We start from the raw sequence: 23,317 nt of genomic DNA, 5'->3' as shown, positions 1-23,317 counted from the left end.
TTATTACCGAGTGCCTGCGGGGCTACTGCACCCCGCAGGCATCCTCCATCAGAACTGCCAATCCAGCGACAGGCCCACGCCGTGGGTTTTATCCCGTGCACCGAGCAAGCCGTTGTAGTCCAGGTTGATGCGTGCGTCCCTGCCCAAGGCCAGGCTGGCGCGGGCGCCGACTACGGCGGCGTCGCGGTCCATTGAGACGCTTTGCACGTTGAAGCTGTTGCCGGTGCTGGCGAAGGCCAGGTGTTGTTCCGACGAGGTGTCGCTCAGGTTGTGCTGCCAGCCGAGGGTGGCGGAGACGTCGAGTTTTTGTGTGTCGTTGAGGTTGAAGCGGTTGCCGGCGCGCATGCCCAGGGTCGAGAGCACGGTGTCGCGGGTGTCGTCGCTGCCTTTGAGGGCCGTCGCACCGCCTTTTTCGGTGAAGCTGTCGCTGTCGAAGTGTACGTAGGCCAGGTTGGCGAATGGCTCCAGTGCCAGCGGTTGCAGGTTCAGGCGGTAGGCGGCTTCGGTGAAGACCTGGCTCGACTGGGCGTCACGCTTGACCTTCTGACGGTCGGAAAACGCGCCGAATTGCAGATCGCGTTTCACGTCGATGCGGTGCCAGCTGTGCGACGCGCCTGCGGTGAGGCGCAGTGCGCCCTGTTCGTGGCCGATGTAGGCGCCCAGGTGGTAGCTGTCTGCCGAGGCCCGCGAGTGGGTGTCGTCGCCCAGGCTCAGCGAGGTGTCGCTGTAACCTGCCATCGCGCCCAAACGGGTGTGTTCGCTGATCAGGCCGTCGACGCCTGCCAGCAGGCCACCCAGCGATGAGGTCGAGCTGGCGCTGTCACTGCTGCCGCTGTTTTTGCCCCAGGCACCCAGCGCTTTGACCCACACCGAGTTGTCTTCAGTGCCCGGTGCTGGCTGGTCGTACAAGCCTTCCACGCGCAGGCGATCACCCACGGCGTCGCGCAGTTGGCGGCTGTCGTTGATCAATTGCGTGGCGATGGCCGGGTGCACTTCGCCGGACAGTTGGGTGAATGCGCGGCGTGCGCTGGCGGCGTCCTGGCTGAGGATGATGCTCTCGTAGACCGAGTTGCCTGCACTCAGTTGCTCAATGGCTTGGGCCACGCTGCGTTGGTTGGACGTTTGCGCCGCGCTGGCGAAGCTGTCGCCATTGCGCTCCAAGGCCAGGGTTACGCCAGTGCCGGTGTAATTCAGGTTGCCGTCGAGGAATGCGTAGTTATCCGTCACCGAACCGAACTGACCCTGAATGCCGCCAGCCGCTTGCAGTACGTTGAACTGCTGACCCAGAACGCTGCGGGTCTGGTTGCTGCTGAGCAGTGCTGCGTTGTCGTTTTCCAGGGACAGGGCCATGTTGGCGCCGCTTACGGTCGCGGTGCCGCCGACCACGATGCGGTCGCTGGCAGTGGGCGAGAATTCAACCGCGTAGGTCGAGCCCGGTGCCAGGTTGAGGTTGCCCGCCACCTGCAGGGTGCCGATAGAGTTGCCCGGTGCAATTGTGCCGCCACGGTTGGCGGTCAGCGACGCGACGCTACCGTTGCCACCCAGAATGCCGCCGTTGTTGACGGTGACGGCAGAGGTCAGCGAGCCGTTGATGGCCAGGCGTCCTTGATTGACCAGCGTTGGGCCGCTGTAGCTGTTGGCCCCGCTCAACACCAGGGTGCCGATGCCTTGTTTGGTCAGGCCGCCGTGGCCGGAGATGTTGTTGCTCCACACATCCAGCCCGCATTGCGGCCCGGTGCAGGTGCGCTGCGTCGGTTTGCCGGCATCGACGATCGCACCGACGCCAGGCAGGTCAGCCACGAACTGGCTATCGCCGTAGGCGCCGTCGATACGGAATTCGGCAGGAATATCTGCCTCGGTCACGAACATGCTCGGGCCGTTGATAGCCTTGCCGAGGTTGATCATGCCCCAGCCGTATAGCGCGTCGACGCCCGGTGCGCCAAGGTCGGTGGCGGTGGTCTTCAGCACGTCGGCAACCTGCGCGCCGGTCATGTACGGGAAGCGCTCCATCAGCACAGCCATGCTGCCTGCCACGTGTGGCGCGGCCATTGAGGTGCCGTTCTTGTTGGCCCAGCCGACGGTCAGCTCTGCAAGGCTGGTGCCGTTGAGCACCGAGCTGTAGATGCGCGTGCCTGGCGCCGAGACGCAGAAGCTGGCGGTGTAGCCGCAGCGCGACGAGAAGGTGCTCAGCGTGTAGGGCGTGGTGGCGGCCGCTGCGGCATCCGGGTTTTGTTGCAGGGCGGCGACGGTCAGCCAGTTGGGGGCGATCTCCGGTACGAAATAGCCGAGCCCGGCCATTGCGTCGGGGTTGTTGAGGTTGTAGTCGTTGCCTGCGGCGAAGATGGTCACCACGCCGCTGCGTGCCGCGTCGATGGCCCCCTGATACGCGCCACCCGGACGCGTGCCGAGGATCTGGCGGATCTGGTCGAACTGCACCTGTGCGTCCTGCACGGTGAAGTGCGGGAACGCCGGATCGCGACCGCCCTTGCTGAAACGGTCGGTAATGCCGATGCCCCAGCTGTTGTTGATGACCCGCGCGCCGCTGTTGACCAGCGCGTTCCAGCCGGCCTGATACACAGCGCCGTCGTTGCCCAGCACGATGCCGTCTTCCGGGCCTGGGTCGCCGTTGTCGGCGCTGATGATTTGCGCGTTGTAGGCCACGCCGTGCATCGGACCACCATCGCGATTGCCACCGGCGATGCCGCCGACGTGGGTGCCGTGGTTACCGAGTTTGCCGCCGGAGTCCAGGCTCGGTGCGCCGTCGTAGCGGAAAGCGTCGCCCGCCTTCACCGGGATATACGGGTCGGTGTACTCGCGGATGCCGCTGGTGACCAGATTGACCACCTTGTTGGGGCTGTCGAATTCCGGATGCGGGGCATAGACCGGCTGGTCGAAGATGCCCAGTTTGATGTCCTTGCCCGAGTAGCCTGCAGCGTAGGCCTGATCAGCATTGATCGCGCCCAGGCCCCAGTCGGCATTGAATTCGGCACTGCGCCAGCTGGCCGCATTGCCCGCCTGCCCTGCTTCCACATACGGTGCGGCATGCGCCACGCCCAGTGTCGCCAGGTAGCAGGCGAGCGCGCCGCAGGAGGCGCGATTGATCGCCCGAATGGCGTGGCCCAGGGGTTTGACAGAGGTGTGTCGGGTGTTGAATACATCTTTCATCAAGCTACCGTCCTTAGTTAACGCGCACGAATCTCCGCGCGCATGCATTTGCATGCGCGTCGTTCTTTTGGTTTTAGGGTTGCGTACTGCTTAGAACTGCCAGTTCAGACTCAGGCCCACACCGTGACTTTTCTCACGACTGGCCAGTTGACCGCTGTAATCGAGGCTGATCCTCGCCTCTTTGCTCAACGCCAGGCTGGCATGAGCACCCACCAGCGCAGCGTCACGCACCAGTGGCGAGCTTTCGATAGCGAAGCTGCTGCCACCGGAGGCAAACGCCAGATGCTGTTCGGAGTTGGTGTTGCTCAGGTTGTGCTGCCAGCCGAGGCTGCCGGACAGGTCGACCTTCTGGCGGTCGCTGATCGCGATGCTCTTCAGGGCACGCAGGCCCAGGGTACTGAGTACCGCATCACGGTTGTCGCTACCGGCAGACAGCGCTGCAGCGTCGCCCTTCTCGGTGAAGCCATCGGTGTTCAGGTGGACATAGGCCAGATTGGCGAACGGCTCAAGCGTCGCGGGTTGCAGATGAATGCGATACGCCGCCTCGGTGAACACTTGGGTGCTCTGTGCGTCGTGTTTGGTTTTCTCCTTGCCCGCTGCACCGCCGACCTGCACGTCGCGTTGTGCGTCGATACGATGCCAACTGTGCGCGCCGCCGAGGGTCAGGCGCAGTGCGCCGATTTCATGGCCGAGGTAAGCGCCCAGGTGGTAGCTGTCCACCGAAGCCCGGGAATGCGTGCCGGAGCCCATGTTCAATGAGCTGTCGCTGTAGCCCGCGACCACGCCCAGACGTGTGTCATCGGTAAGGTTGCCATCGACACCGGCGAGCAGCCCGCCAATCGAGGAGGTGTAACCGGCGGTGTCGTCGCGCGAGTCGGTCTTGCCCCATGCGCCCAGGGCTTTGAGCCAGACGTTATCTTGTGCGGCAGTGTTGCCATCGGTGCCAAACACGCTGGCGCCCAGGCGCTCACCCACCGCATCGCGGACCTGGCGGCTGTCGTTGATCAGCATGCTGCCGATGGCCGGGTAAATTTCGCCGGACAATTGCTGGAAGCTGTCGCGTGCGGAGGCGGCGCTCTGGGTAAGCAGCAGGTTTTCGTACACCGCGTTACCGGCGCCGAGTTGTTCGGCGGCAGTCGCCACGGCAGCCTGATTAGGAGTTTGCGCCACGCTGTTGAAAGCGGCGGTTTGCTCGACGTTCAGTGCCACGCCGGTGGCTGAGTAGTCGAGTCGGCCACCGAGGAAGGCGTAGTTGGAAGAGACGCTGCCAAACTGGCCGTTGATACCGTTGATACCGTTGGCAGCTTGCAGCACGTTGTACTGGCGACCTACCACGCTTTGGATCGGTGCAGAACTCAAGGCCACTGGCGTTGTATTCTCCAGAGCCAGCGTCATGTTCGCGCCTGACACGGTAGCGCTGCCAGTGGCGACGATGCGGTCACTGGCGGTCGGTGAAAGCTCCACGGCGTAGGTCGAACCCGGCTCGAGGGTCACATCACCATTGACCTGCAATGTACCGATGGAATTGCCCGGCGCGACGATACCGCCGTTGCGCGCTGTCAGCCCGCCGATCTGGCCATTGCCGCCCAGTGTGCCGCCGGCATTGACCTGCACGGCTGACACCAGCGACCCATTGACCGACAGCACGCCGCCATTGACCAGCGTGTCACCGCGATAGGTGTTGGCGCCGTCGAGAATCAGGCGGCCTGCGCCGGATTTGATCAGGCTGCCCTGATACTGGCGTTGCGCAGCAGCAGCGGCGCGAGCGGTGCCGGTGGCGTAATCGGCCTGATCCTGCTGGCTGGCGGTGCTGGCAACGCCGTTCTGCCAGCCTTTGCTGATCAGGGTTTGCTGCCAGGTGGCCTGCTCGGCGCTGTCCTCGGCCTGACGCTGGATCAGCGCCTGATCGGAAATATCGTTGCTCCACACATCAGTCAAACCTGCGCCCAGATTGGCATCGAAGGTGCCGAGCAATTGGCCGGGACCGCGCATCGCCCGCTCCAGGTTTGCCACACCCCAGCCGACGCTGTTGGTCGGTGCCTGGGTGATCGAACCGTCGAGCTGGGTGGCGGTGGTCAACAGCACTTGCAGCGCCTGCTCGTTGTTCATGTACGGGAAGCGCTCCATCACCAGCGCCAGCGCGCCAGTGGCATGCGGCGCGGACATGGAAGTGCCGGATTTAATGCCGTAGCCACCGCCCGGCACGGTGCTGTTGACCAGCCGACCGGGCATGGTGATGCACCAGTATTTGGACAGGCCGCACTGGTTGTAGCGTTGACCGTTGCTGCTGTCGAGGCCCGACACGGCCAGCCAGTGGCCTTCGAGGTCCGGCTCGAAAAACGGCAGCGACGCCCGCACGCTGGCATTGGCGTAACCGCTGTTGCCGGCGCTGAACACGTTGATCACACCCTTGCGCGAGACATTCGCCGCTTCGTCCAGCCAGGTGCCGCGGTTGTAGTGCTGAGCGTAGGCAGCGCGCACGCCTGCTTCGGTGGCGTAGGTCACGTCGGCCGGCTGGCTGCCCCAGCTGTTGTTGATGGCGCGCACGCCGGCATCCGCCAAGGCGCCGTACACCGCCTTGAAATACTGCGGGTCGGGGTTGGGGCCGAACAGGAAGCTGTCATTCTGGTTGGTGTTGCCGACGTAGATCTGAGCGTTATACGCCACGCCGTGCATGCCGACGCCATCGCGCGCCGCGCCCATGGTGCCGGTGACGTGCGTGCCGTGGGTGTCGTTGTTCGGGTTGATGGCACCGGTGATGCTGAACGGCGAGCCGTCAACGTAAGTACCGGTAGCGGTGACTGCGTGGTAGCGGGATGGCGTGGCTTCCGGGTGGGACGGGTCGAAACCCGAGTCCAGCGCACCGATCTTGACGCCGGCCCCGGTGATGCCAGCGGCGTAAGCCTGATCAGCCTGGATACGGCCCAGCCCCCAATCGCTCTGGAATTCTGCCGACCGCCAACTGGCCGCGTCACCCGGCTTGCCCTGTTCGACATAGTCAGCATAAGCCGAGCAGCCAAACGTAAAAGACAGCGCACAAAGCGCGCCTGTTGCTACAGGCTTGAACGAATAACGGACAACACCCACGCACTTCGACTTTTGCATCCCTGCACACCTGATACTGGTTGGCTCTTGATTGAGCGATTCCAGAACATAGTCTGCAGTTATGCACTTGGCAACAGATTTATTTCAATTCTGATACAAGTTTAAGTACATAAGGATAATGCATTACTGGATATATAGTTCAGTGATATCCGTTTGAATGTATTGAGTTTTTTTTGATATGGAGGTAATTGAATTGAGTAGTGGCAATTTAATTGCACGCTCTCCACTTTTTCTAGTTTTCCAGCCCATATCTTCAACAACTTCAGTTAAGCGCCTTATTTATTCGGATATACCAATAATTGTCCGACAATAATTGATAATCACCCAAATGGAGTCTGCGTTACGGCAAACAGATGACGCGGAGCGTCATGAACTGCATGCCCACGCGGAGCGATGGGCACGATAGGTGGTGGGGTTGGGTTTTGCGTAAACGCACGCAGCCGCAATACCCCCGACTCTCGTTACCAGGCTGCGCGTGGTAATGCCGCTCAGGACGCTCTGTGTCCAATCCAGAGAGTGCGGAACAGCGCAAGATTCCGGGGTCTGCGATCAGCGTACATGGCCAAATCCAACGCAGATCATCGTTACCACGCTCCGCGTGGTAATGCCGTTCCGGACGCTCTGCGTCCTCTGCGCATGCTTAGCGACTGAACCGCTCGGCCAGGCTGTGCAGGTAATGCGCCATTTCTTCCAGCTCGCTGCTGATCTGCGAGCCTTGCTGCGCCTGGCTGGCACTTTCATCGCAGAGTTGCGCGATGCGGGTGATTTGCTGGCTGATGGTTTCCGCAACGTGGCTCTGTTCTTCAGACGCCGACGCCATCTGCTGGCTCATGCCGGTAATGCGGGTCACCGACTGGCTGATGCCATCCAGCGCCCTCTGCACGGCTTCAACACTGGCGACACTCTCCTGAGAGATCTGCTCGCCCTTGCTGGCGGTCTGTACCGCTCGATCGGCGCCATCGCGCAGCGAGGTGATGATTTGCTGGATCTGCTCGGTCGACGACTGCGTGCGAGACGCCAGTGAGCGCACCTCATCAGCTACCACTGCAAAACCACGTCCCTGTTCACCGGCACGCGCCGCTTCGATGGCCGCGTTGAGCGCCAGTAAATTGGTTTGCTGAGCGATCGAGGTGATCACATCGACCACACTGCCGATCGATTGGGTCGCGTCAGCCAGTTCCCCCACAGCGTTGCCAATGTCGGTCACCGAGGTGGCCATGTGTCGAATCGCCAACAGGCTTTCATCGGCCAGACCACGCCCCTGCTGTGCCAGCTTGTCGGCTTCTTCGGCAGCATGGGCAGTGTTCTGCACGTTGTGGGTGACTTCCTGAATGGTCGCCGCCATCTGATTGATGGCCGTGGCTGACTGATCGGCCTCACTGCGCTGCTGATCCAGCGACTCGGCCTGGCGCAGGGACAATTGCGCTGACCGCCCGGCATGCTGGCGCATGCTTTCCCCGGTATCCGCCAGACGCGTCAGGGCCGTTTGCAGGCGCGCCTCTTCGCTGAGCATGGCCAGGTCGAGCTGCGCCTGCGGGCCGCGATTGTCGCTGTAGGTCAACGCAATCAGTGCGCTGGTGAAGGCCTTGGGGTGTTCTTCAAGGGTTTTGCGGATGCTGCTGCGCTGGCGCACTTCAAGAAAAACGCCCAGCACAACCATCACAATCGGGATCATGATGATCGACGGCAAATCGTCGAGCAGGTAGACACCCACAGCCAGCGCAAGCGCGCAGAGGATCATCGGTAACTGACGAATCAGGTGATAGGTCGCTGAGCTGCTGGCGGAAACTGCCGACTTGCCCGCCCGCAACCGCGCATACAGCGCTTCGGCGCGCCGCACCTGATCGCGGGTCGGCAGCGAGCGCACCGACTCGTACCCGATGATCCGGCCGTTTTCGTACACCGCCGTCACATAAGCGCTGACCCAGTAGTAATCGCCCTGCTTGGAGCGGTTCTTGACCACGCCCATCCACGGCTTGCCCTGCTTGATGGTTTCCCACATATGCGCAAACACCGAGGCTGGCATGTCCGGGTGGCGCACGAGGTTATGCGGCTGCCCGACCAGCTCTTCGCGAGTGAAGCCGCTCAGCGTGACGAAGGCGTCGTTGCAATAAGTAATGTGGCTGTTGAGGTCGGTGGTGGAAATGAGGCGTTCAGAGGCAGGGAAAGTCCGTTCAGTCTGCGTGATAGGCATGTTGACGCGCATTGATAATCGCTCCGTGATGATGCTGATACTCCGGGCAGCTGTTGAAGGTGTAGCACTGCCTTTCAAAGTGACAACCGATCGTCATGATGCACTGTTATCGCCCACACGACTCAGGGATTTAACAGCTAGCGGGAATACGCTGTTCAAGAAACGTCAGGCATGGTGGCGAAATCAAGTGTTTGCGCCACGACGAGGATGCCTGCACCATGCTGCCCTGATCGCGACCCGACCCAAGGCACTCCAATGGCACGCAACGCAGCCTCTGCGCTGAACGCACTGATCAAGACACTGCGCGAGTTATTGAGCCGGGTTGCAGGAGGCACGCCGCAGCGACAGCACCCGGAGCCCGCTGCGCCTGAAGCGCTCCCGCCTGAACCGCAAGTGCCTGTCAAAACCCGCCGTGCCAAACCCGGCAAACAGCCCCGCACACCTGCGCCGCCAACACCCACGGCAAAGCCGGCGGCGCCTGCGTGTCCGCATTGCCGGAAAACCATGGTGATCAAGGTGGCCCGCACCGGCAAGAACGCCGGAGAATTCTGGGGTTGTGTGGCCTATCCGAAATGTCGGGGGATCCGACCGATCTTTCGCTAAACGCCAGACCGGTCGCGCCTCGACAGCGTCGCTCAGGTAATGCTGGCCAGCAGCTCGCGCGCCATGCGCTGATGCTCTTCGTCGGACTCGTCAATGACTTGCTGGAGGATTTCACGGGCCGATTCGAGATCGCCGTCCTCAATCAGCACCTGCGCCTGATTGATCTGGCTGAGGGGCGGTTCTTCCAGATCCAGCAGGTCGAAATCGGCGTCATCGTTCATGAAGCTGTCGAGGAAATCGTCGCTCAGGCCGTCGGCGGCAGAAGGCGCAATGACCTCGACAGGCTCCACGATTTCGGGCTCGGAAAAATCACTGAGGAACTGTTCGTCCGAGAGTTCGAAGACTTCCGGCAGCTGGGTCAGGTCCGATGAAAAACCGGGGTCGACTTCAGCGGGCGCTGGCGCAGCGGCAGGCTTGGCACGCGGCGGCGGGCTGTCGAACGGGTCGACCAGATCCCAGTCGGCGTCCATCGACAGGTCATCCAGGTTCAACTGAAACTCGTCGGTATGCTGTGGATTCAGCGCCGCAGCGGCGCTTTCATCCAGCTGCGCGGCGGGTTTTGGCTCAGGCTCGGGCTGCAGGTAGAGCGCAGGCTCGGGTTCGGATTTGTCGAACGACAATGTGCTGGCCGCCACTGTGACAGCCGGGACGACCGCCGCCAAGGGAGCGACCTCGGCAGCCTTGAGCTGTGGGAAGCGATCACGAATATCCTGAATGGTCTGCGGGTCGACACCATGCTCCAGCGCGGCCTGTTCTTCGCGAACGAAACCGCTGCCATCGCCCTGCTCCGCCAGCAACTCCAGCAGGCGGATGCGAATGTCATCACGCTCGGGCTGGGTTTCCAGGGCGCTGCGCAGAATACCCATCGCCTCGGTGAAGCGTCCGTAGGCAATGTAAATGCTCACGCCATCCAGCGCATCCGGAGCAGAGCCTGGCGAGCGTTGCGCTGGCGACGGTTTGGCCGGTGCCGGTGACGGGGTCTGCACCACGGGTTGCGGCGCCACCGCAGGAACTTCGAACACAGGAAGCATGGCGGCCTGCGCGGGCTTGATCAACGGGTCATCCGGGGTAACGGCGGGCGCTGCTGAGTCCTTGCGCTGCTGACGTCGTTTCGAATAAGCAAACGCCACCAGCAGAAGCACGATCAATACGGCAGCGAGCAGTATCGGCAGGCTCAGGAATGAGTCGTCACCCGATGCAGCAACAGGCTGAGCAGGAGTGGCCGGCGCAGCCGCAGGTGTTGCGGGTGCAGGCGTGGCTGTTGCAGGTGCAGATGGCGTGGCAGCGGATTGCGCGGCGGCCAGATCGCTGCGCAAGGCGATGATCTGTTTGTCCTTGCCGCTCATCTGCTCTTGCAGTTCCTGAGTCTGAGCCTTGAGCGCCTCCAGCGACTGAGCCAATTGCTGGTTTTCGATGGCCGCAGCTGACAACTGCTCGGCGGTACGCTGCAATTCAGCAGGTTTTGGCGACGGCGCAGCAGCGCTTGCGGCAGGCGCTGCGGCGGTTGGCAATACGGCTGCGTCCGGCAGCAACAGGTCCTGACCGACTTTAAGCGCAGAACCGGCGCCTGCGGCAAATACCTGTGGGTTGAGCGAACGAATACCGTCCGCCAGCTGGCTTGCCGACACCTTATTGCCCGGCCCCTGCAAGCGGCTGGCGATACCATTGAGCGTGTCGCCACTGGCGACCGTATAGTGTTTGCCCTGCACGGCCGCCGGTGGCGCGATCGGCATGCGGCTTTCCGAAGCGGAGGTGGCCGAGCGCTGCTGGTTGCGACTGCGCGTGGCGGCCAGACCTTGTGCCGAAGTGGCAGGATCAAGCAACACCGTATACTCGTGCAGCAAATCGCCATTCGGCCGCGCCAACTGGACGAGAAAACTCAAGTAGGGTTCGGTAACCGGCTTGCTGGAAACCACCCGGATCACGCCGCGGTCACCGCGCAGTACCGGCGTGAAGCGCAGGTCATTGAGAAAGAACACACGTTCTATACCCGCCTTGGCGAACGCTTCAGGCGATGCGAGCCGGGCGATCACGTCTTCATTGCTCAGACCGCCGGTTTCCAGCAACTGGATCTCGGCATTCAATGGCTGGTTGAGCGCCGAGTGCAAGGTGATTTCACCCAGGCCCAACGCAGACGCCAGCGTAGAGCAGGTCAGCAACGAGACCGCCAGCACGCCCTTGCCCAACGCCATGCGCGCCCTGCGACCTGCACCTTCGACAGCAGCCAGTGAACTCTTCAGCATGCGAACCCTTATGGAAACCACGGCAGGCTTCTCACGTAATCAGATGGACGTCAGTATCCGTTGAACGATTATGGTTGAGAATGCGCAGCTTCGTCTCAGGATCTTTCCAGATTGGCGAGAATCTGCGAATGCACGCGCATGCTGACGCGCAAATCCTCTTCGCTCACACCCTCGAACAGCTCGATGCGCAAGACATTGGCGATGTTTTCAATTTTTTCGATCAGGGGCAATGCCGTGTCACTGAGCAGGATCTTCTTCGCACGTCGATCCTCGAGCACCGCCTGACGCTGAACCAGGCCCTGTTTTTCAAGACTGTCGAGCAACCGCGCCAAGGTGGGGCCTTCTACGCCTACACTTTGCGCCAGCTCGCGCTGGGTGGGCGGCTCGGTGAAGCGCGCGAGGTGCAGCAGGACCAGCCAGCGAGCCTGAGACAGGCCAAGATCGGCCAGCCTGCGATCTAGCTCGGCACGCCAGCCTCGCGTGAGGTGTCCGAGTTGCATCCCGAAACGATGTTCATCAGTCATTGGCATAAGGAAACTCGTGATTCAAACTAATTATTAGCGAGCTAAGCATGGTCCTTATGTTCAAGCAAGCACGGGACGGTGACGCTCCGCCGCACGCTGTTATACCTCAAACTCCGATTGCAGCGCTGCACGCACGCAATACAGCACGCCCTCAGGCACCCGCCCGGCGAACTGCTCGGCAATCGCCGACACCGGCGGCAGTTCTCCTTCGCCATCGAGAAAGGCGTCCTGCACCTCACCCAGCAGGTCCTCCGGCAAGTCCAGCGCCTGCTCGATGGATAACTGCTGCTTGCCGATGGCCTCGGCCAGCAGGGTGTAGACATTCTTTTCCGAGCACTGCAACTGACCGGCGATCTGCGTCGGGGTCATGCCCGCGCGCGCCAGGCTGATCAGTTCGTGACGCACATCGGCGACCACGCGTGGAGCCTCGGCCTTGCCACTGAGCACTTCAAGAAAGGCTTCGCCATAACGCTCCAGCTTGCGCGCACCGACGCCGCTGACCTTGGCCATCTCGGCCATTGATCCGGGCTTGCTGCGTAGCATTTCCAGCAGGGTCGAGTCCGGAAAAATAACGTAAGGCGGGACGCCGTGCTCTTCAGCCAGCTTGCGGCGCAAGGCACGCAGGGCTTCCCACTGCTCGCGCTCTTCGCCACGCACCAGTTGACTGGCCGGGCTGCCGGAGCTGCTTCGCGACGTGGTTTGTGGTTTGAGGTCCTTGCGCAGTTCCAAAGAAACTTCGCCACGTAGCAGAGGGCGGCACGTCTCGCTGAGGCGCAGGCCGCCATAGCCTTCAAGGTCGATGTCCGCCAGACCACGCGCAACCAGCTGGCGGAACAGCGAGCGCCACTCGGCCTCGGTGCGCGCCTTGCCCACCCCGAATACCGACAGGTGCTGATGGCCGAAGCTCTCTACCTTGTCGTTGGACTTGCCGAGCAGCACGTCGACCAGATGACCGACGCCATAACGCTGGCCGGTCCGGTAGATGGCCGACAGCGCCTGACGCGCAGGTTCGGTGGCATCCCAGGTCTGCACGCCATCGACGCAGTTGTCGCAATGGCCGCACGGGTTGGGCATGTCTTCGTCGAAATAGGCCAGCAGGGTCTGTCGACGGCAACGGGTTTCTTCGCACAGGGCCAGCATGGCATCGAGCTTGTGCTGCTCCAGCCGCTTGTGACGTTCGTCGCCTTCGGAGTTCTGCAGCATCTGCTTGAGCATCAGCACGTCTTGCAGACCGTAGGCCATCCAGGCATCGGCGGGCAGACCGTCACGCCCTGCCCGGCCGGTTTCCTGGTAATAAGCCTCAAGCGATTTGGGCAGGTCCATGTGCGCCACGAAGCGCACGTTGGGCTTGTCGATGCCCATGCCGAACGCGATGGTGGCGACCATGATCAGCCCTTCCTCGTTGAGAAAGCGCTTCTGGTTGGCCGCTCGGGTTTCGGACGGCAGACCAGCGTGATAAGGCAAAGCAGGGTAGCCGTTTTCACTGAGGAAGACGGCGACCTCATCGACTTTCTTGCGCGACAGGCAATAGACGATACCGGCATCGCTGCGGCGCTCGGAAAGGAAGGCCAGCAACTGTTTGCGCGGCTGTTCCTTGGGCACGATGCGATAGAAGATGTTGGGCCGGTCGAAGCTGGACAGAAAGCGCTCGGCGTTCTGCAGGTGCAGACGCGTGACGATTTCCTCCCGGGTGCGCTTGTCGGCGGTGGCGGTCAGCGCGATGCGCGGTACATCCGGAAACAGCTCGGCCAGTTGCCCCAGTTGCAGGTACTCAGGGCGGAAGTCATGGCCCCATTGCGACACGCAGTGCGCTTCGTCGATGGCAAACAGGGCGATCTTGAGGTTTTGCAGGAATGACAGCATGCGTGGCTGGACCAGACGCTCCGGGGCGAGGTACAGCATTTTGACTTCGCCCAGACGAATGCGATTGGCCAGGTCACGCTGCTGCTCGGCGCTGAGGGTCGAGTTGAGTGCAGCGGCCGACACGCCCAGTTCATCCAGCGTCGCAACCTGGTCGTCCATCAGCGCGATGAGCGGCGACACAACCACGCACAGCCCGTCACGCAACAGCCCCGGCACCTGAAAACACAGGGACTTGCCGCCACCGGTGGGCATCAGCACCAGCGCATCACCACCGCTGGCTACACGCTCAATAATGGCACCCTGGCGACCACGAAAGCTGTCGTAACCGAAGATGTCTTTAAGTACGCGTTGTGCCTGCTCAAGCATAAAAAACCCCGGAATATCCTGCTGCACTGCAAAACGGAGGAGTATACCCGAGCGCTCGGGAGCAATGGATGACTGGGACATGAGCGGTCGAAATTAACTGCAATTGGCCTGCGCGCTGGCGCCACGGACGCTCAGGGCCTAGAATCCAGCATCGTTTATTTTCAAGGTAGCGCTTCCATGTCCTTCGCTGAGCAATTAACCCGCCTGCAAGTCTTCCTCGATGCAGATGAACTGCACGAAGAAGCACTGGACTACGTGGCCGCGCATGGCTACCTGACCGCCTTGTCCATCTGCGCTGAAGAGGTGCCGGAGCGCGAGTGGATCGACGCACTGTTCTCCGAGCCGCCGCAGTACTCCAGCGAAGCGCAACAGACAGAAGTCGAAGCGACGCTGATTGCCCTCAAGGCTCACATTGCCCGCCAATTGGCCTCGGACGAAGAGTTCGAGCTGCCGTGCGATCTGGACCTTGGCGACGACCCGGATGATTCCGATCTGCGCGGCTGGTGCATCGGCTTCATGGAAGGCGTGTTCCTGCGTGAAAACGCATGGTTCGAAAGTGCTGAGGAAGAAGTCAGCGAAATGCTCCTGCCGATCATGGTCGGTTCGGGTCTGTTCGACGAGCAGCCGGAGTTCGCCGACATCGCCCAGGACGCCAACCTGATGGACGACATGATCGTGCAGATCCCCGAAGCGCTGACCGCCCTGTACCTGCTCTGCCAGGCACCCGACGAAAAGCCGGCGATCCTCAAGCCCCGCCATCACTGAGTCGGCGCCTATGGCGCAAGGCTCACCGCGCACCAGCCGTCACAGAGCGGTGCGCTATCTGCTTGTAGCGGTAGGCTGGCTGAGCGTGGTACTGGGCGTCGTCGGTATTTTCCTGCCGGTGCTGCCCACCACGCCCTTTCTGCTGCTGGCCGCTGCCTGCTTCGCGCGCAGCTCTCCGCGCTTCTACGACTGGCTGGTCAACCACCCGCAGCTCGGTCCGTGGATTCGTGATTACCTCGAAGGCAACGGTATCCCGCTCAAGGGCAAGGTGTACGCCATCGGTCTGATGTGGCTCAGCATCAGCCTGTCCTGCTACCTGGTTCCATCACTCTGGGCACGAGTCTTTATGCTGACCAGCGCAGTGCTGGTGACGATCTATATCCTCAGGCAGAAGACGCGAGCACCGGGCAGTTGCAAGAGGTAGCGCCGAGCAAAGCCGACGCCACCGCAACACTCGGACCATCACCTCTTCTTGTCCTTGTCGAACGCCGCTTCCAGCGCTTCGTTGAGGGTGCGCAACACCTTGACCCTGGCCCAGCGCTTGTCGTTGGCCTCAATCAATGTCCACGGCGCGATTTCGGTGCTGGTGCGATCCACCATGTCGCCGACTGCCTGGCGGTAGTCAGGCCATTTCTTGCGGTTGCGCCAGTCGTCCTCGGTGATCTTGTAGCGCTTGAAAGGGATCTTTTCGCGCTCCTTGAAGCGTTCCAGCTGGGTCTGCTGATCGATGGCCAACCAGAACTTGACCACCACAACGCCTGCATCGGTGAGCTGCTCTTCGAAGTCATTGATTTCCGAGTAGGCGCGCTTCCAGTCCGACTCGCTGCAAAAGCCCTCGACCCGCTCGACCAGCACACGGCCGTACCATGAACGGTCGAAAATAGTGAATTTGCCGCGCGCCGGTATCTGCCGCCAGAAACGCCACAGATACGGTTGCGCGCGCTCGTCCTGGGTCGGCGCGGCGATCGGTACGATGGCGTATTGGCGCGGGTCCAGTGCCGCCGCAACGCGACGGATCGCACCGCCCTTGCCTGCCGCATCGTTGCCTTCGAACACTGCCAGCAGCGCGTGGCTTTTCATGCGCTTGTCGCGCATGTTGCCGGACAGCCGCGCCTGCTCGGCAATCAACTGCTGCTGATAGTCGTCCTTGCTCAGGTTCAGGCTCAGGTCGAGGCTGTCGAGCAGCGTCAGCTCGTTACTGTGAATCGCCAGCGGCCCGACCGTCAGCGCAGCGGTCTCGGGCTCGGCCTTGTTCAGCGCGGCCTGCATGCCTTCCAGCAACAGGCGGCCGACGGTCAGGCTACGGTAGTTGGCGTCCACACCCTCGATCACATGCCAAGGGGCGTATTCGCGGCTGGTGCGACGCAGGACCCGTTCGCCGAAGCGCACGAACTTGTCGTAGGTCTTGGACTGCTGCCAGTCCAGCGGGCTGATGCGCCAGCTGTGCAGCGGATCATCCTTGAGGGTCTTGAGGCGCAGCTTCATCTGTTTTTTGGACAGGTGAAACCAGAACTTGAAGATCAGCGCGCCTTCATCGCAGAGCATCTTTTCCAATCGCTCGGCACCGCTGATGGCCTGATCGAGTACCGCGTCCTTGAAGCGACCGTGAACCCGGTCCTGGAGCATCTGGCTGTACCAGTTGCCGAAGAAAATACCCATGCGTCCCTTGGCCGGCAATTGCCGCCAGTAACGCCAGACGGGCGGGTGAGCGAGTTCTTCGTCGGTCTGCTGATCGAAGGTGCGCACCTCGATCAGGCGCGGGTCCATCCATTCACTGAGCAGTTTGACGGTCTCGCCCTTGCCTGCGCCCTCTATGCCGTTGATCAATACGATGATCTGTCGACCGGCCTGCTCGTGCAGGTCTATCTGAGCTTCCAGCAAGGCTTCGCGCAACTCGGGCAAAGCAGCTTCGTAGGTCTCGTCGTCAATGGCATGACCGATTTCAGCGGATTCAAACATGCACAACTCCTGATTGATGTTGGCTCAGAGAACGCCTGATGGAGATTGTGACCATTGATTGCAGGCATCGGTCAATCCGCACGTCCTTGATAGCACTTTTCTCTGCGCAGACGGCTAAAATGCCGCCACTGCCTCTGCCGAGCCCGACATGACCATTACCCGCCACGCCCAGATCGACTGGGACGAACACGGCAACCCGCGTTCCCGCGAATTTTCCGACGTGTACTTTTCCACCGAGTCCGGTCTGGACGAGACGCGCCACGTGTTTCTGGTGCAGAACGACCTGCGCCGACGCTTCACCGAATTGCCGGACGACGGCAGGCTGATCATTGGTGAAACCGGCTTCGGCACCGGGCTGAATTTCCTCTGTGCCTGGCAGTTGTTCGACGAGTGCGCGCCCGCCAATGCGCGCCTGCAGTTCGTCAGCGTCGAGAAATACCCGCTGAGCCGCGCCGACCTGCAGCGTGCCCTGGCGTTGTGGCCAGAGCTGTCGCCGTTCGCGGGTCAATTGCTCGATCAATATGTGGCTGTGCACGAAGGCTTTCAGCGTCTGGTGTTCGCTGGCGGCCGTGTAACCCTGACGCTGCTGATTGGCGATGCGCTGCAGATGCTGCCGCAACTGGACGGGCAGATGGACGCCTGGTTTCTCGACGGTTTTGCGCCAGCGAAAAACCCGGAAATGTGGACCCCCGAGCTGTTTGCCGAACTGGCGCGCCTGTCCACATTGAGCACCACGATTGGCACCTTCACCAGCACCGGCTGGGTGCGCCGCTCGCTGAATGCGGCAGGTTTCAAGATGAAGCGCGTGCCGGGCATCGGCCATAAATGGGAAGTGCTGCGCGGCACTTTTATCGCCTGGCCAGAGGACGTGGCGCACCCGCCTGCCTCCAAGCCCTGGTTCGCCCGCCCCGCGCCGATTGGCGGCGAGCGCAAAGCGCTGGTGATTGGCGCGGGGCTGGCCGGCTGCGCCACCGCGCAGAGTCTGGCGCAACGCGGTTGGCAGGTCAGCCTGCTGGAGCGCCACGCCGCACCGGCACTGGAAGCATCCGGCAACCCGCAGGGCGTGCTGTACCTGAAACTGTCGGCGCACGGTACAGCGCTGTCACAGTTGATCCTCAGTGGTTTCGGTCATACGCGAAGGCTGCTTGAACGCTTGCAGCGCGGCGTCGACTGGGACGCTTGCGGGGTGCTGCAACTGACCTTCGATGACAAGGAAGCGCTGCGTCAGAAACAGCTGGCCGATGCCTTCCCCGAATCACTCCTGCACCTGCTGGACCAGCCTGCGGCCGAAGCGCAGAGCGGCGTTGCGCTGAACAGTGGCGGGCTGTTTTACCCCGAAGGCGGCTGGGTTCATCCGCCTGCGCTGTGTCACGCACAGGCCGCGCACGCCAATATCCGTCTGATCGCTCATCAGCAGGCATTGGAGCTGAGACGCGTCGATGATCAGTGGCAGGTCTGGAGTGACGAACAGTTGATCGACAGTGCTCCGGTCGTGGTGCTGGCCGGGGCAGCTGATATCCAGCAGTTTTCGCAGAGTGCCGACTTACCGCTCAAACGCATCCGCGGACAGATCACCCGTTTGCCGCAGACTCAGGCCAGCACGGCATTGCGCAGCGTGGTGTGCGCCGAGGGTTATGTGGCTCCGGCGCGTCTGAGCGAACATACGCTGGGGGCCAGTTTCGATTTCAACAGCACTGACCTGACGCCGAACCTGGCCGATCATCTGGACAATCTGGGGCTGTTGCGGGAGATCTCGGAAGACCTCAGTTCGCGCCTTGGGGCCGCCGAATTGGCGCACGAGCAATTGCAGGGGCGCGCGGCGTTTCGCTGCACCAGCCCGGATTACCTGCCCATCGTCGGCCCACTGGCCGACCGCAAGGCGTTCATGCAGACCTATGCCGCGCTGGGCAAGGACGCACGTCAGGTGCCGGACATCGCCTGCCCGTGGCTGGACGGCCTGTACGTCAACAGCGGCCACGGTTCGCGCGGGCTGATCACCGCGCCGCTGTGTGGCGAACTGATCGCCGCCTGGCTCGACAACGAACCACTGCCTTTGCCACGCAGCGTGGCCGAGGCCTGTCACCCCAACCGCTTTGCCCTGCGCGGGTTGATTCGCGGCGGCGGGAAGTAGCTTTATGATTGTCGTTCGGGAATGCTGGTCGCGACGCTCTGCGTAGCAAAGAGGACGCAGAGCGTCCTGAACGGCATGACGACGCGGAGCGTCGCACGATAGCTGATATCTGGTCGCGACGCGCTTGCGCTCAGGCGCTACTCTTTGAACTCAGTCAAGCATATAGAGCCGCTCATGCTGCAAGTGCGAAACGTATTCAAGCGCTACACCACGGCACAGGGACCGCTGGATGTCTTGCGTGGTGTCGATCTGCATCTGGCACAGGGCGAAAGCCTGGCGTTGATGGGTGAGTCCGGCAGTGGCAAGAGCACCTTGCTGCATTTGGTGGCGGGCATGGATCAGGTCGACGATGGCAGCATCGAGGTTGCAGGCCAGCGTCTGGACCTGATGAACGAAAGCCAACTGGCCAACTGGCGGCGTACCGAGATCGGTCTGGTGTTTCAGCAGTTCAACCTGATCGGCAGCCTGAAGATAGCCGACAACCTGGCGTTTCAGGCACGACTGGCCGGGCGCGTAGATGCAGCCTGGCAGGCGCATTTGATCGAGCGCCTGGGTCTGGCCGCACTGCTGGATCGCTACCCCGAACAGCTCTCCGGCGGACAGCAGCAACGAGTGGCAATAGGCCGCGCGCTCGCCTCTCGACCCGGCCTGCTGCTGGCTGACGAACCCACCGGCAATCTCGACGAAGCCACCAGCGACGAGGTGCTGCAACTGCTGCTGGATATTCTCGCCGACAGCCCCACCAGCCTGCTGATGGTCACCCACAGCCCGCGCGTCGCGCAGCGCCTGTCGCGTAAAGTGGTACTGCATATGGGGCGCCTGGCTGACGAAGGCGAACGCTGATGCGGGTTTTCTATTGGACGCTGCGCGCCCTGCTGAGCCATTGGCGCCGTCATCCGGTGCAGTTTTTCAGTGTGCTGACCGGCTTGTGGCTGGCCACCGCGCTGCTTACCGGTGTGCAGGCGCTCAATAGCCAGGCGCGGGAAAGCTACCAGCGCGCCAGCCAGCTGATTGGCGGCGAGCCGCAGACCCGTATCGCCGCCAGCAGCGGCGGGCTGTTCCCGCAGGCATTGTTTATCGAGTTGCGCCGCGAAGGCTGGCCCGTATCGCCCATGCTGCAAGGCCGTATCGTGCTTCAAGGGCGCGAAGACCGTCGCCTGCAACTGATGGGTATCGAGCCGGTGACCTTGCCGACCGGCTCGGCACTGGCCGGGCAGACGCTGAACGCCGAACAGGTCGTGGACTTCCTCACGCCGCCGGGCATGACCTGGATTGCACCGCAGACCCTGCAAGCGCTGGGGCTCGAAGAAGGCCAGCAGCCGTTGACCGAAACCGGTGTTCCGCTGCCCCCCTTGCACGCCAAACCCGACATGGCGCCCGGCGTTTTGCTGACTGACATAGGCTTTGCGCAACCGTTGTTGGGCCAGCCAGGGCAGTTGTCCGGAATGCTGCTGGCCAAGGATTTTGCCCGGCAGAACCCTGCGCTGCCGGCAGCCCTGAATGACCTGCTGGTGATCAAGAAAAGCGGCGAAGAAAACAATCTGGAGCGTCTCACCGAAAGCTTCCACCTCAATCTGAATGCGCTCGGGGTGCTGTCCTTCATCGTCGGCCTGTTCATTGTCCACGCGGCCATTGGCCTGGCACTCGAACAGCGCCGTGGGCTGTTGCGTAACTTGCGTGCCTGTGGCGTCAGCGCACGCCTGTTGATAGCTGCGCTGGGAGTAGAGCTGGGCGCACTGGCCCTGTTGGGCGGTATTTTTGGCGTGGTCAGCGGCTACTTGCTGGCCAGCCTGTTATTGCCGGATGTCGCGGCCAGCCTGCGCGGCTTGTACGGCGCGGAGGTCGCCGGCCAGTTGAACCTCAGTCTGTGGTGGTGGCTGAGCGGTATCGGCCTGAGTCTGCTTGGCGCGTTGCTGGCCGGTGCCAACAGTCTGTTGCGGGCTGCGCGCCTGCCGTTGCTGGCGCTGGCCGATGCACAGGCATGGCAGCAAGCCCATGCACGCTGGTTGCGGCGTCAGGCGTGGGTGGCGGTGCTGGGCGTTGTGGTTGGCGTGAGCGCGCTGTCGTTCGGCACCAGTCTGATGCTGGGGTTTGTGATGATGTCCGCCCTGCTGCTCAGTGCCGCACTGGCCCTGCCGGTTTTACTGGACGCCATGCTTGGCGGTCTGTTGAAGCGCAGTCGCTCGGTGCTTGGGCAATGGTTTCTGGCGGATTGCCGTCAACAGTTGCCCGCCCTGAGTCTGGCGCTGATGGCCCTGTTGCTGGCGATGGCCGCGAACATCGGCGCAGGCAGCATGACGTCGGGTTTTCGTCAGACGTTCAACAGTTGGCTGGAGCAACGCCTGACCGCCGAACTGTATGTCAGCCCGCAGAATCCGGAGCAGGCCGAGCCGCTGAACACCTGGCTGAGCCAGCAACAGGATATCCGCGCCGTGCTGCCCAACTGGCAAGTGCCGGTGCAAGTCCAGGGCTGGCCAGCGGACCTGTTTGGCGTGATCGATCACGACACCTATCGCCAGCACTGGGCGTTGCTGGAATCCGTCGCCGGTGATCCGTGGAATCTGTTGCGCGATGAAGACACAGTCATGCTCAGCGAACAATTGGCCCGCCGCCTTCAACTGGGGCTGGAAGATACGCTGAATATCCCGGTGCCCACTGGCAAGTGGACCCCACGCATCGTCGGGATCTATGCCGACTATGGCAACCCCAAAGGCCATCTGCTGGTCAATGCCCGGCACCTGCTCGCCCACTGGCCGCAATCGATGCCGGTGCGTTTCAACCTGAGGGTCGATCAGGCGACAATCCCGTCGCTGGTCACCCGGCTGCAAGCGCGTTTCAAGCTGGACGACAATCACATCATCGATCAAAGCCAGCTCAAGGGCTGGTCGAGCCAGGTCTTTGAACGTACGTTTGCCGCCACTGCCGCACTCAACAGCCTGACACTGGGCGTGGCGGGCGTGGCGCTGTTCATCAGCCTGCTGACCCAGAGCCAGAGCCGCCTCGGGCAGCTCGCCCCGTTGTGGGCGCTGGGCGTCACGCGACGGCAACTGATGCTGCTCAACCTGGGGCAGACCTGGCTGCTGGCGGTCCTGACACTGGTGCTCGCGCTGCCACTGGGGCTGCTGCTGGCCTGGTGCCTGGATGCGGTGATCAACGTTCGCGCCTTTGGCTGGCGCCTGCCGCTGCAGGTGTTCCCGCTGCAACTGCTTCAATTGATGGCGCTGGCGATGCTGGCGACTTTGCTGGCCTCGGCCTGGCCGTTGCTGAGGCTGTACCGTAGTCGTCCAGCGGATCTAATCAGGACATTCGCCAATGAACAGTAAATGGCTGGTGCAGCTGGTCATCGCAGCGCTACTCACCGCCTGCGACGACAAACCGCAGCCTGAAAGCGGTTTCGCCGGTCTGGGCAATACGGCCGACAGCTATGCGCAGGTGACACCCGGCAAGGTCTTTTCATTCCCGCAGGACCACGGCCAGCACCCCGGCTTTCGTATCGAGTGGTGGTACATCACCGCCACCCTCAAGGATGACGCGGGCCAGCAGTTCGGCGTGCAGTGGACGTTGTTTCGCAATGCCCTGCGCCCCGGCCAACAGACCGGCAGCGGCTGGAATGACGGCACGATCTGGCTGGGCCATGCGGCGGCGACTTCAAGCAGCGGCCATTATGTGGCGGAGCGTTATGCGCGCGGCGGTATCGGTCAGGCCGACGTGACACTGGCCCCCTTCTCGGCGCGGATTGATGACTGGGCCTTTACCAGCAATGTCCGCAGCGGTGATCCGCTGACTGCCATGCAACTGAAGGCCAGCGGCAAGGACTTTCGCTACGACCTGAACCTGACATCCAGCAAACCGCTGGTGCTGCAGGGTGAACAGGGCTACAGCCAGAAATCGGAGGCGGGCCAGGCGTCGTACTACTACAGCCAGCCCTTCTTCGACGCCAAAGGCAGCGTGGAAATACAAGGCAAGTCCTATCAGGTCACCGGCCACGCCTGGCTGGACCGGGAATGGAGCAGCCAGCCACTGACCGCCAACCAGAGCGGCTGGGACTGGTTTTCGCTGCAACTTGCAGATGGCGATCGCCTGATGCTCTATCGCATCCGCCACAAGAACGGCGCCCCCTACCTGACCGGTAACTGGATAAGCGCCGACGGCACTACCCGGATGCTGCACGCCAACGAGATCAGCCTGGAGCCATTAAAGGAAACCGTGATCGGCGAGCATAAAGTGCCCACCCGCTGGAGAGTCAGGGTCCCGGACCGAAACCTGGACATCACCACCGATGCGCTGAATCCGGCCGCCTGGATGGGCGTGAGTATTCCCTACTGGGAGGGGCCGGTGAGGTTCAGCGGGAGTCAGGAAGGCGTTGGGTATCTGGAGATGACCGGGTATTGAGCACTCC

At 62.2% G+C, this 23,317-nt stretch carries 14 protein-coding genes and 1 pseudogene; 7 read left to right on the top strand and 8 right to left on the bottom strand.

The features are described from left to right. Positions 1-48: 48 nt before the first annotated feature. The 4 genes and pseudogenes from AO388_RS16015 to AO388_RS30315 all read right to left on the bottom strand — a co-directional run. Positions 49-3,165, bottom strand: coding sequence for an autotransporter serine protease (locus AO388_RS16015; RefSeq protein ID WP_058416722.1), 3,117 nt, complete (start codon positions 3,163-3,165; stop codon positions 49-51). 90 nt (positions 3,166-3,255) lie between these two features. Next, on the bottom strand, positions 3,256-6,270 hold the full coding sequence (gene eprS / locus AO388_RS16010; RefSeq protein ID WP_058416721.1) for an autotransporter serine peptidase EprS: 3,015 nt from the start codon (positions 6,268-6,270) through the stop codon (positions 3,256-3,258). Positions 6,271-6,910: 640 nt separating this feature from the next. Next, on the bottom strand, positions 6,911-7,945 hold the full coding sequence (locus tag AO388_RS16005; protein ID WP_442963821.1) for a methyl-accepting chemotaxis protein: 1,035 nt from the start codon (positions 7,943-7,945) through the stop codon (positions 6,911-6,913). A gap of 249 nt (positions 7,946-8,194) precedes the next feature. Further along, positions 8,195-8,464, bottom strand: a pseudogene (locus AO388_RS30315) (PAS domain-containing protein); the annotation flags it as partial. Positions 8,465-8,719: 255 nt separating this feature from the next. On the opposite strand from AO388_RS30315, the gene AO388_RS16000 reads away from it, so the two are divergent. Beyond that, positions 8,720-9,067, top strand: a complete 348-nt coding sequence (locus AO388_RS16000) for a topoisomerase DNA-binding C4 zinc finger domain-containing protein (protein ID WP_054082171.1) — start codon at positions 8,720-8,722, stop codon at positions 9,065-9,067. A 32-nt stretch (positions 9,068-9,099) separates the two neighbouring features. On the opposite strand, the gene AO388_RS15995 is transcribed toward AO388_RS16000, so the two are convergent. The 3 genes from AO388_RS15995 to recQ form a co-directional block, all read right to left on the bottom strand. Continuing rightward, positions 9,100-11,310, bottom strand: a complete 2,211-nt coding sequence (locus AO388_RS15995; protein WP_058416719.1) for a FimV/HubP family polar landmark protein — start codon at positions 11,308-11,310, stop codon at positions 9,100-9,102. A 95-nt stretch (positions 11,311-11,405) separates the two neighbouring features. Next, the gene (locus tag AO388_RS15990; protein ID WP_003363288.1) at positions 11,406-11,840 is read right to left on the bottom strand and encodes a MarR family transcriptional regulator; all 435 of its coding nucleotides are present in this window, start codon (positions 11,838-11,840) and stop codon (positions 11,406-11,408) included. A 93-nt stretch (positions 11,841-11,933) separates the two neighbouring features. Next, a complete protein-coding gene (recQ, locus tag AO388_RS15985) occupies positions 11,934-14,063 on the bottom strand; it encodes a DNA helicase RecQ (protein WP_003363290.1) in 2,130 nt (709 codons plus the stop codon). A gap of 177 nt (positions 14,064-14,240) precedes the next feature. On the opposite strand from recQ, the gene AO388_RS15980 reads away from it, so the two are divergent. Together AO388_RS15980 and AO388_RS15975 are read left to right on the top strand one after the other, a co-directional pair. Then, positions 14,241-14,828, top strand: coding sequence for a UPF0149 family protein (locus tag AO388_RS15980; protein ID WP_003314545.1), 588 nt, complete (start codon positions 14,241-14,243; stop codon positions 14,826-14,828). A gap of 10 nt (positions 14,829-14,838) precedes the next feature. Further along, on the top strand, positions 14,839-15,252 hold the full coding sequence (locus AO388_RS15975) for a YbaN family protein (protein ID WP_024661652.1): 414 nt from the start codon (positions 14,839-14,841) through the stop codon (positions 15,250-15,252). A 38-nt stretch (positions 15,253-15,290) separates the two neighbouring features. Here the strand turns inward: AO388_RS15975 and pap are convergent, their stop codons facing one another. Next, positions 15,291-16,787 (bottom strand): polyphosphate:AMP phosphotransferase, encoded by a 1,497-nt coding sequence (gene pap / locus AO388_RS15970; RefSeq protein WP_058416718.1) that lies wholly within the window; start codon positions 16,785-16,787, stop codon positions 15,291-15,293. A gap of 148 nt (positions 16,788-16,935) precedes the next feature. Here pap and mnmC point away from each other — a divergent pair, with 148 nt between their 5' ends. The 4 genes from mnmC (at position 16,936) to AO388_RS15950 (ending at position 23,310) form a co-directional block, all read left to right on the top strand. Next, positions 16,936-18,918: a bifunctional tRNA (5-methylaminomethyl-2-thiouridine)(34)-methyltransferase MnmD/FAD-dependent 5-carboxymethylaminomethyl-2-thiouridine(34) oxidoreductase MnmC gene (mnmC, locus tag AO388_RS15965; RefSeq protein ID WP_058416717.1), complete on the top strand. Its 1,983-nt coding sequence runs from the start codon at positions 16,936-16,938 to the stop codon at positions 18,916-18,918. A gap of 174 nt (positions 18,919-19,092) precedes the next feature. Beyond that, positions 19,093-19,761, top strand: coding sequence for an ABC transporter ATP-binding protein (locus tag AO388_RS15960; protein ID WP_058416716.1), 669 nt, complete (start codon positions 19,093-19,095; stop codon positions 19,759-19,761). After that, on the top strand, positions 19,761-22,241 hold the full coding sequence (locus tag AO388_RS15955) for an ABC transporter permease (protein WP_024661725.1): 2,481 nt from the start codon (positions 19,761-19,763) through the stop codon (positions 22,239-22,241). Before AO388_RS15960 ends, AO388_RS15955 begins: the two co-directional genes overlap by 1 nt. Next, positions 22,231-23,310, top strand: a complete 1,080-nt coding sequence (locus AO388_RS15950) for a lipocalin-like domain-containing protein (protein ID WP_058416715.1) — start codon at positions 22,231-22,233, stop codon at positions 23,308-23,310. The genes AO388_RS15955 and AO388_RS15950 overlap by 11 nt, the downstream gene beginning before the upstream one ends. Positions 23,311-23,317: the final 7 nt, after the last annotated feature.

The sequence above is a fragment of the Pseudomonas sp. ICMP 10191 genome (genome assembly GCF_001467335.1).
Lineage (GTDB): Bacteria > Pseudomonadota > Gammaproteobacteria > Pseudomonadales > Pseudomonadaceae > Aquipseudomonas > Aquipseudomonas cerasi.
This window is presented reverse-complemented; position numbering and strand designations above follow the sequence as displayed.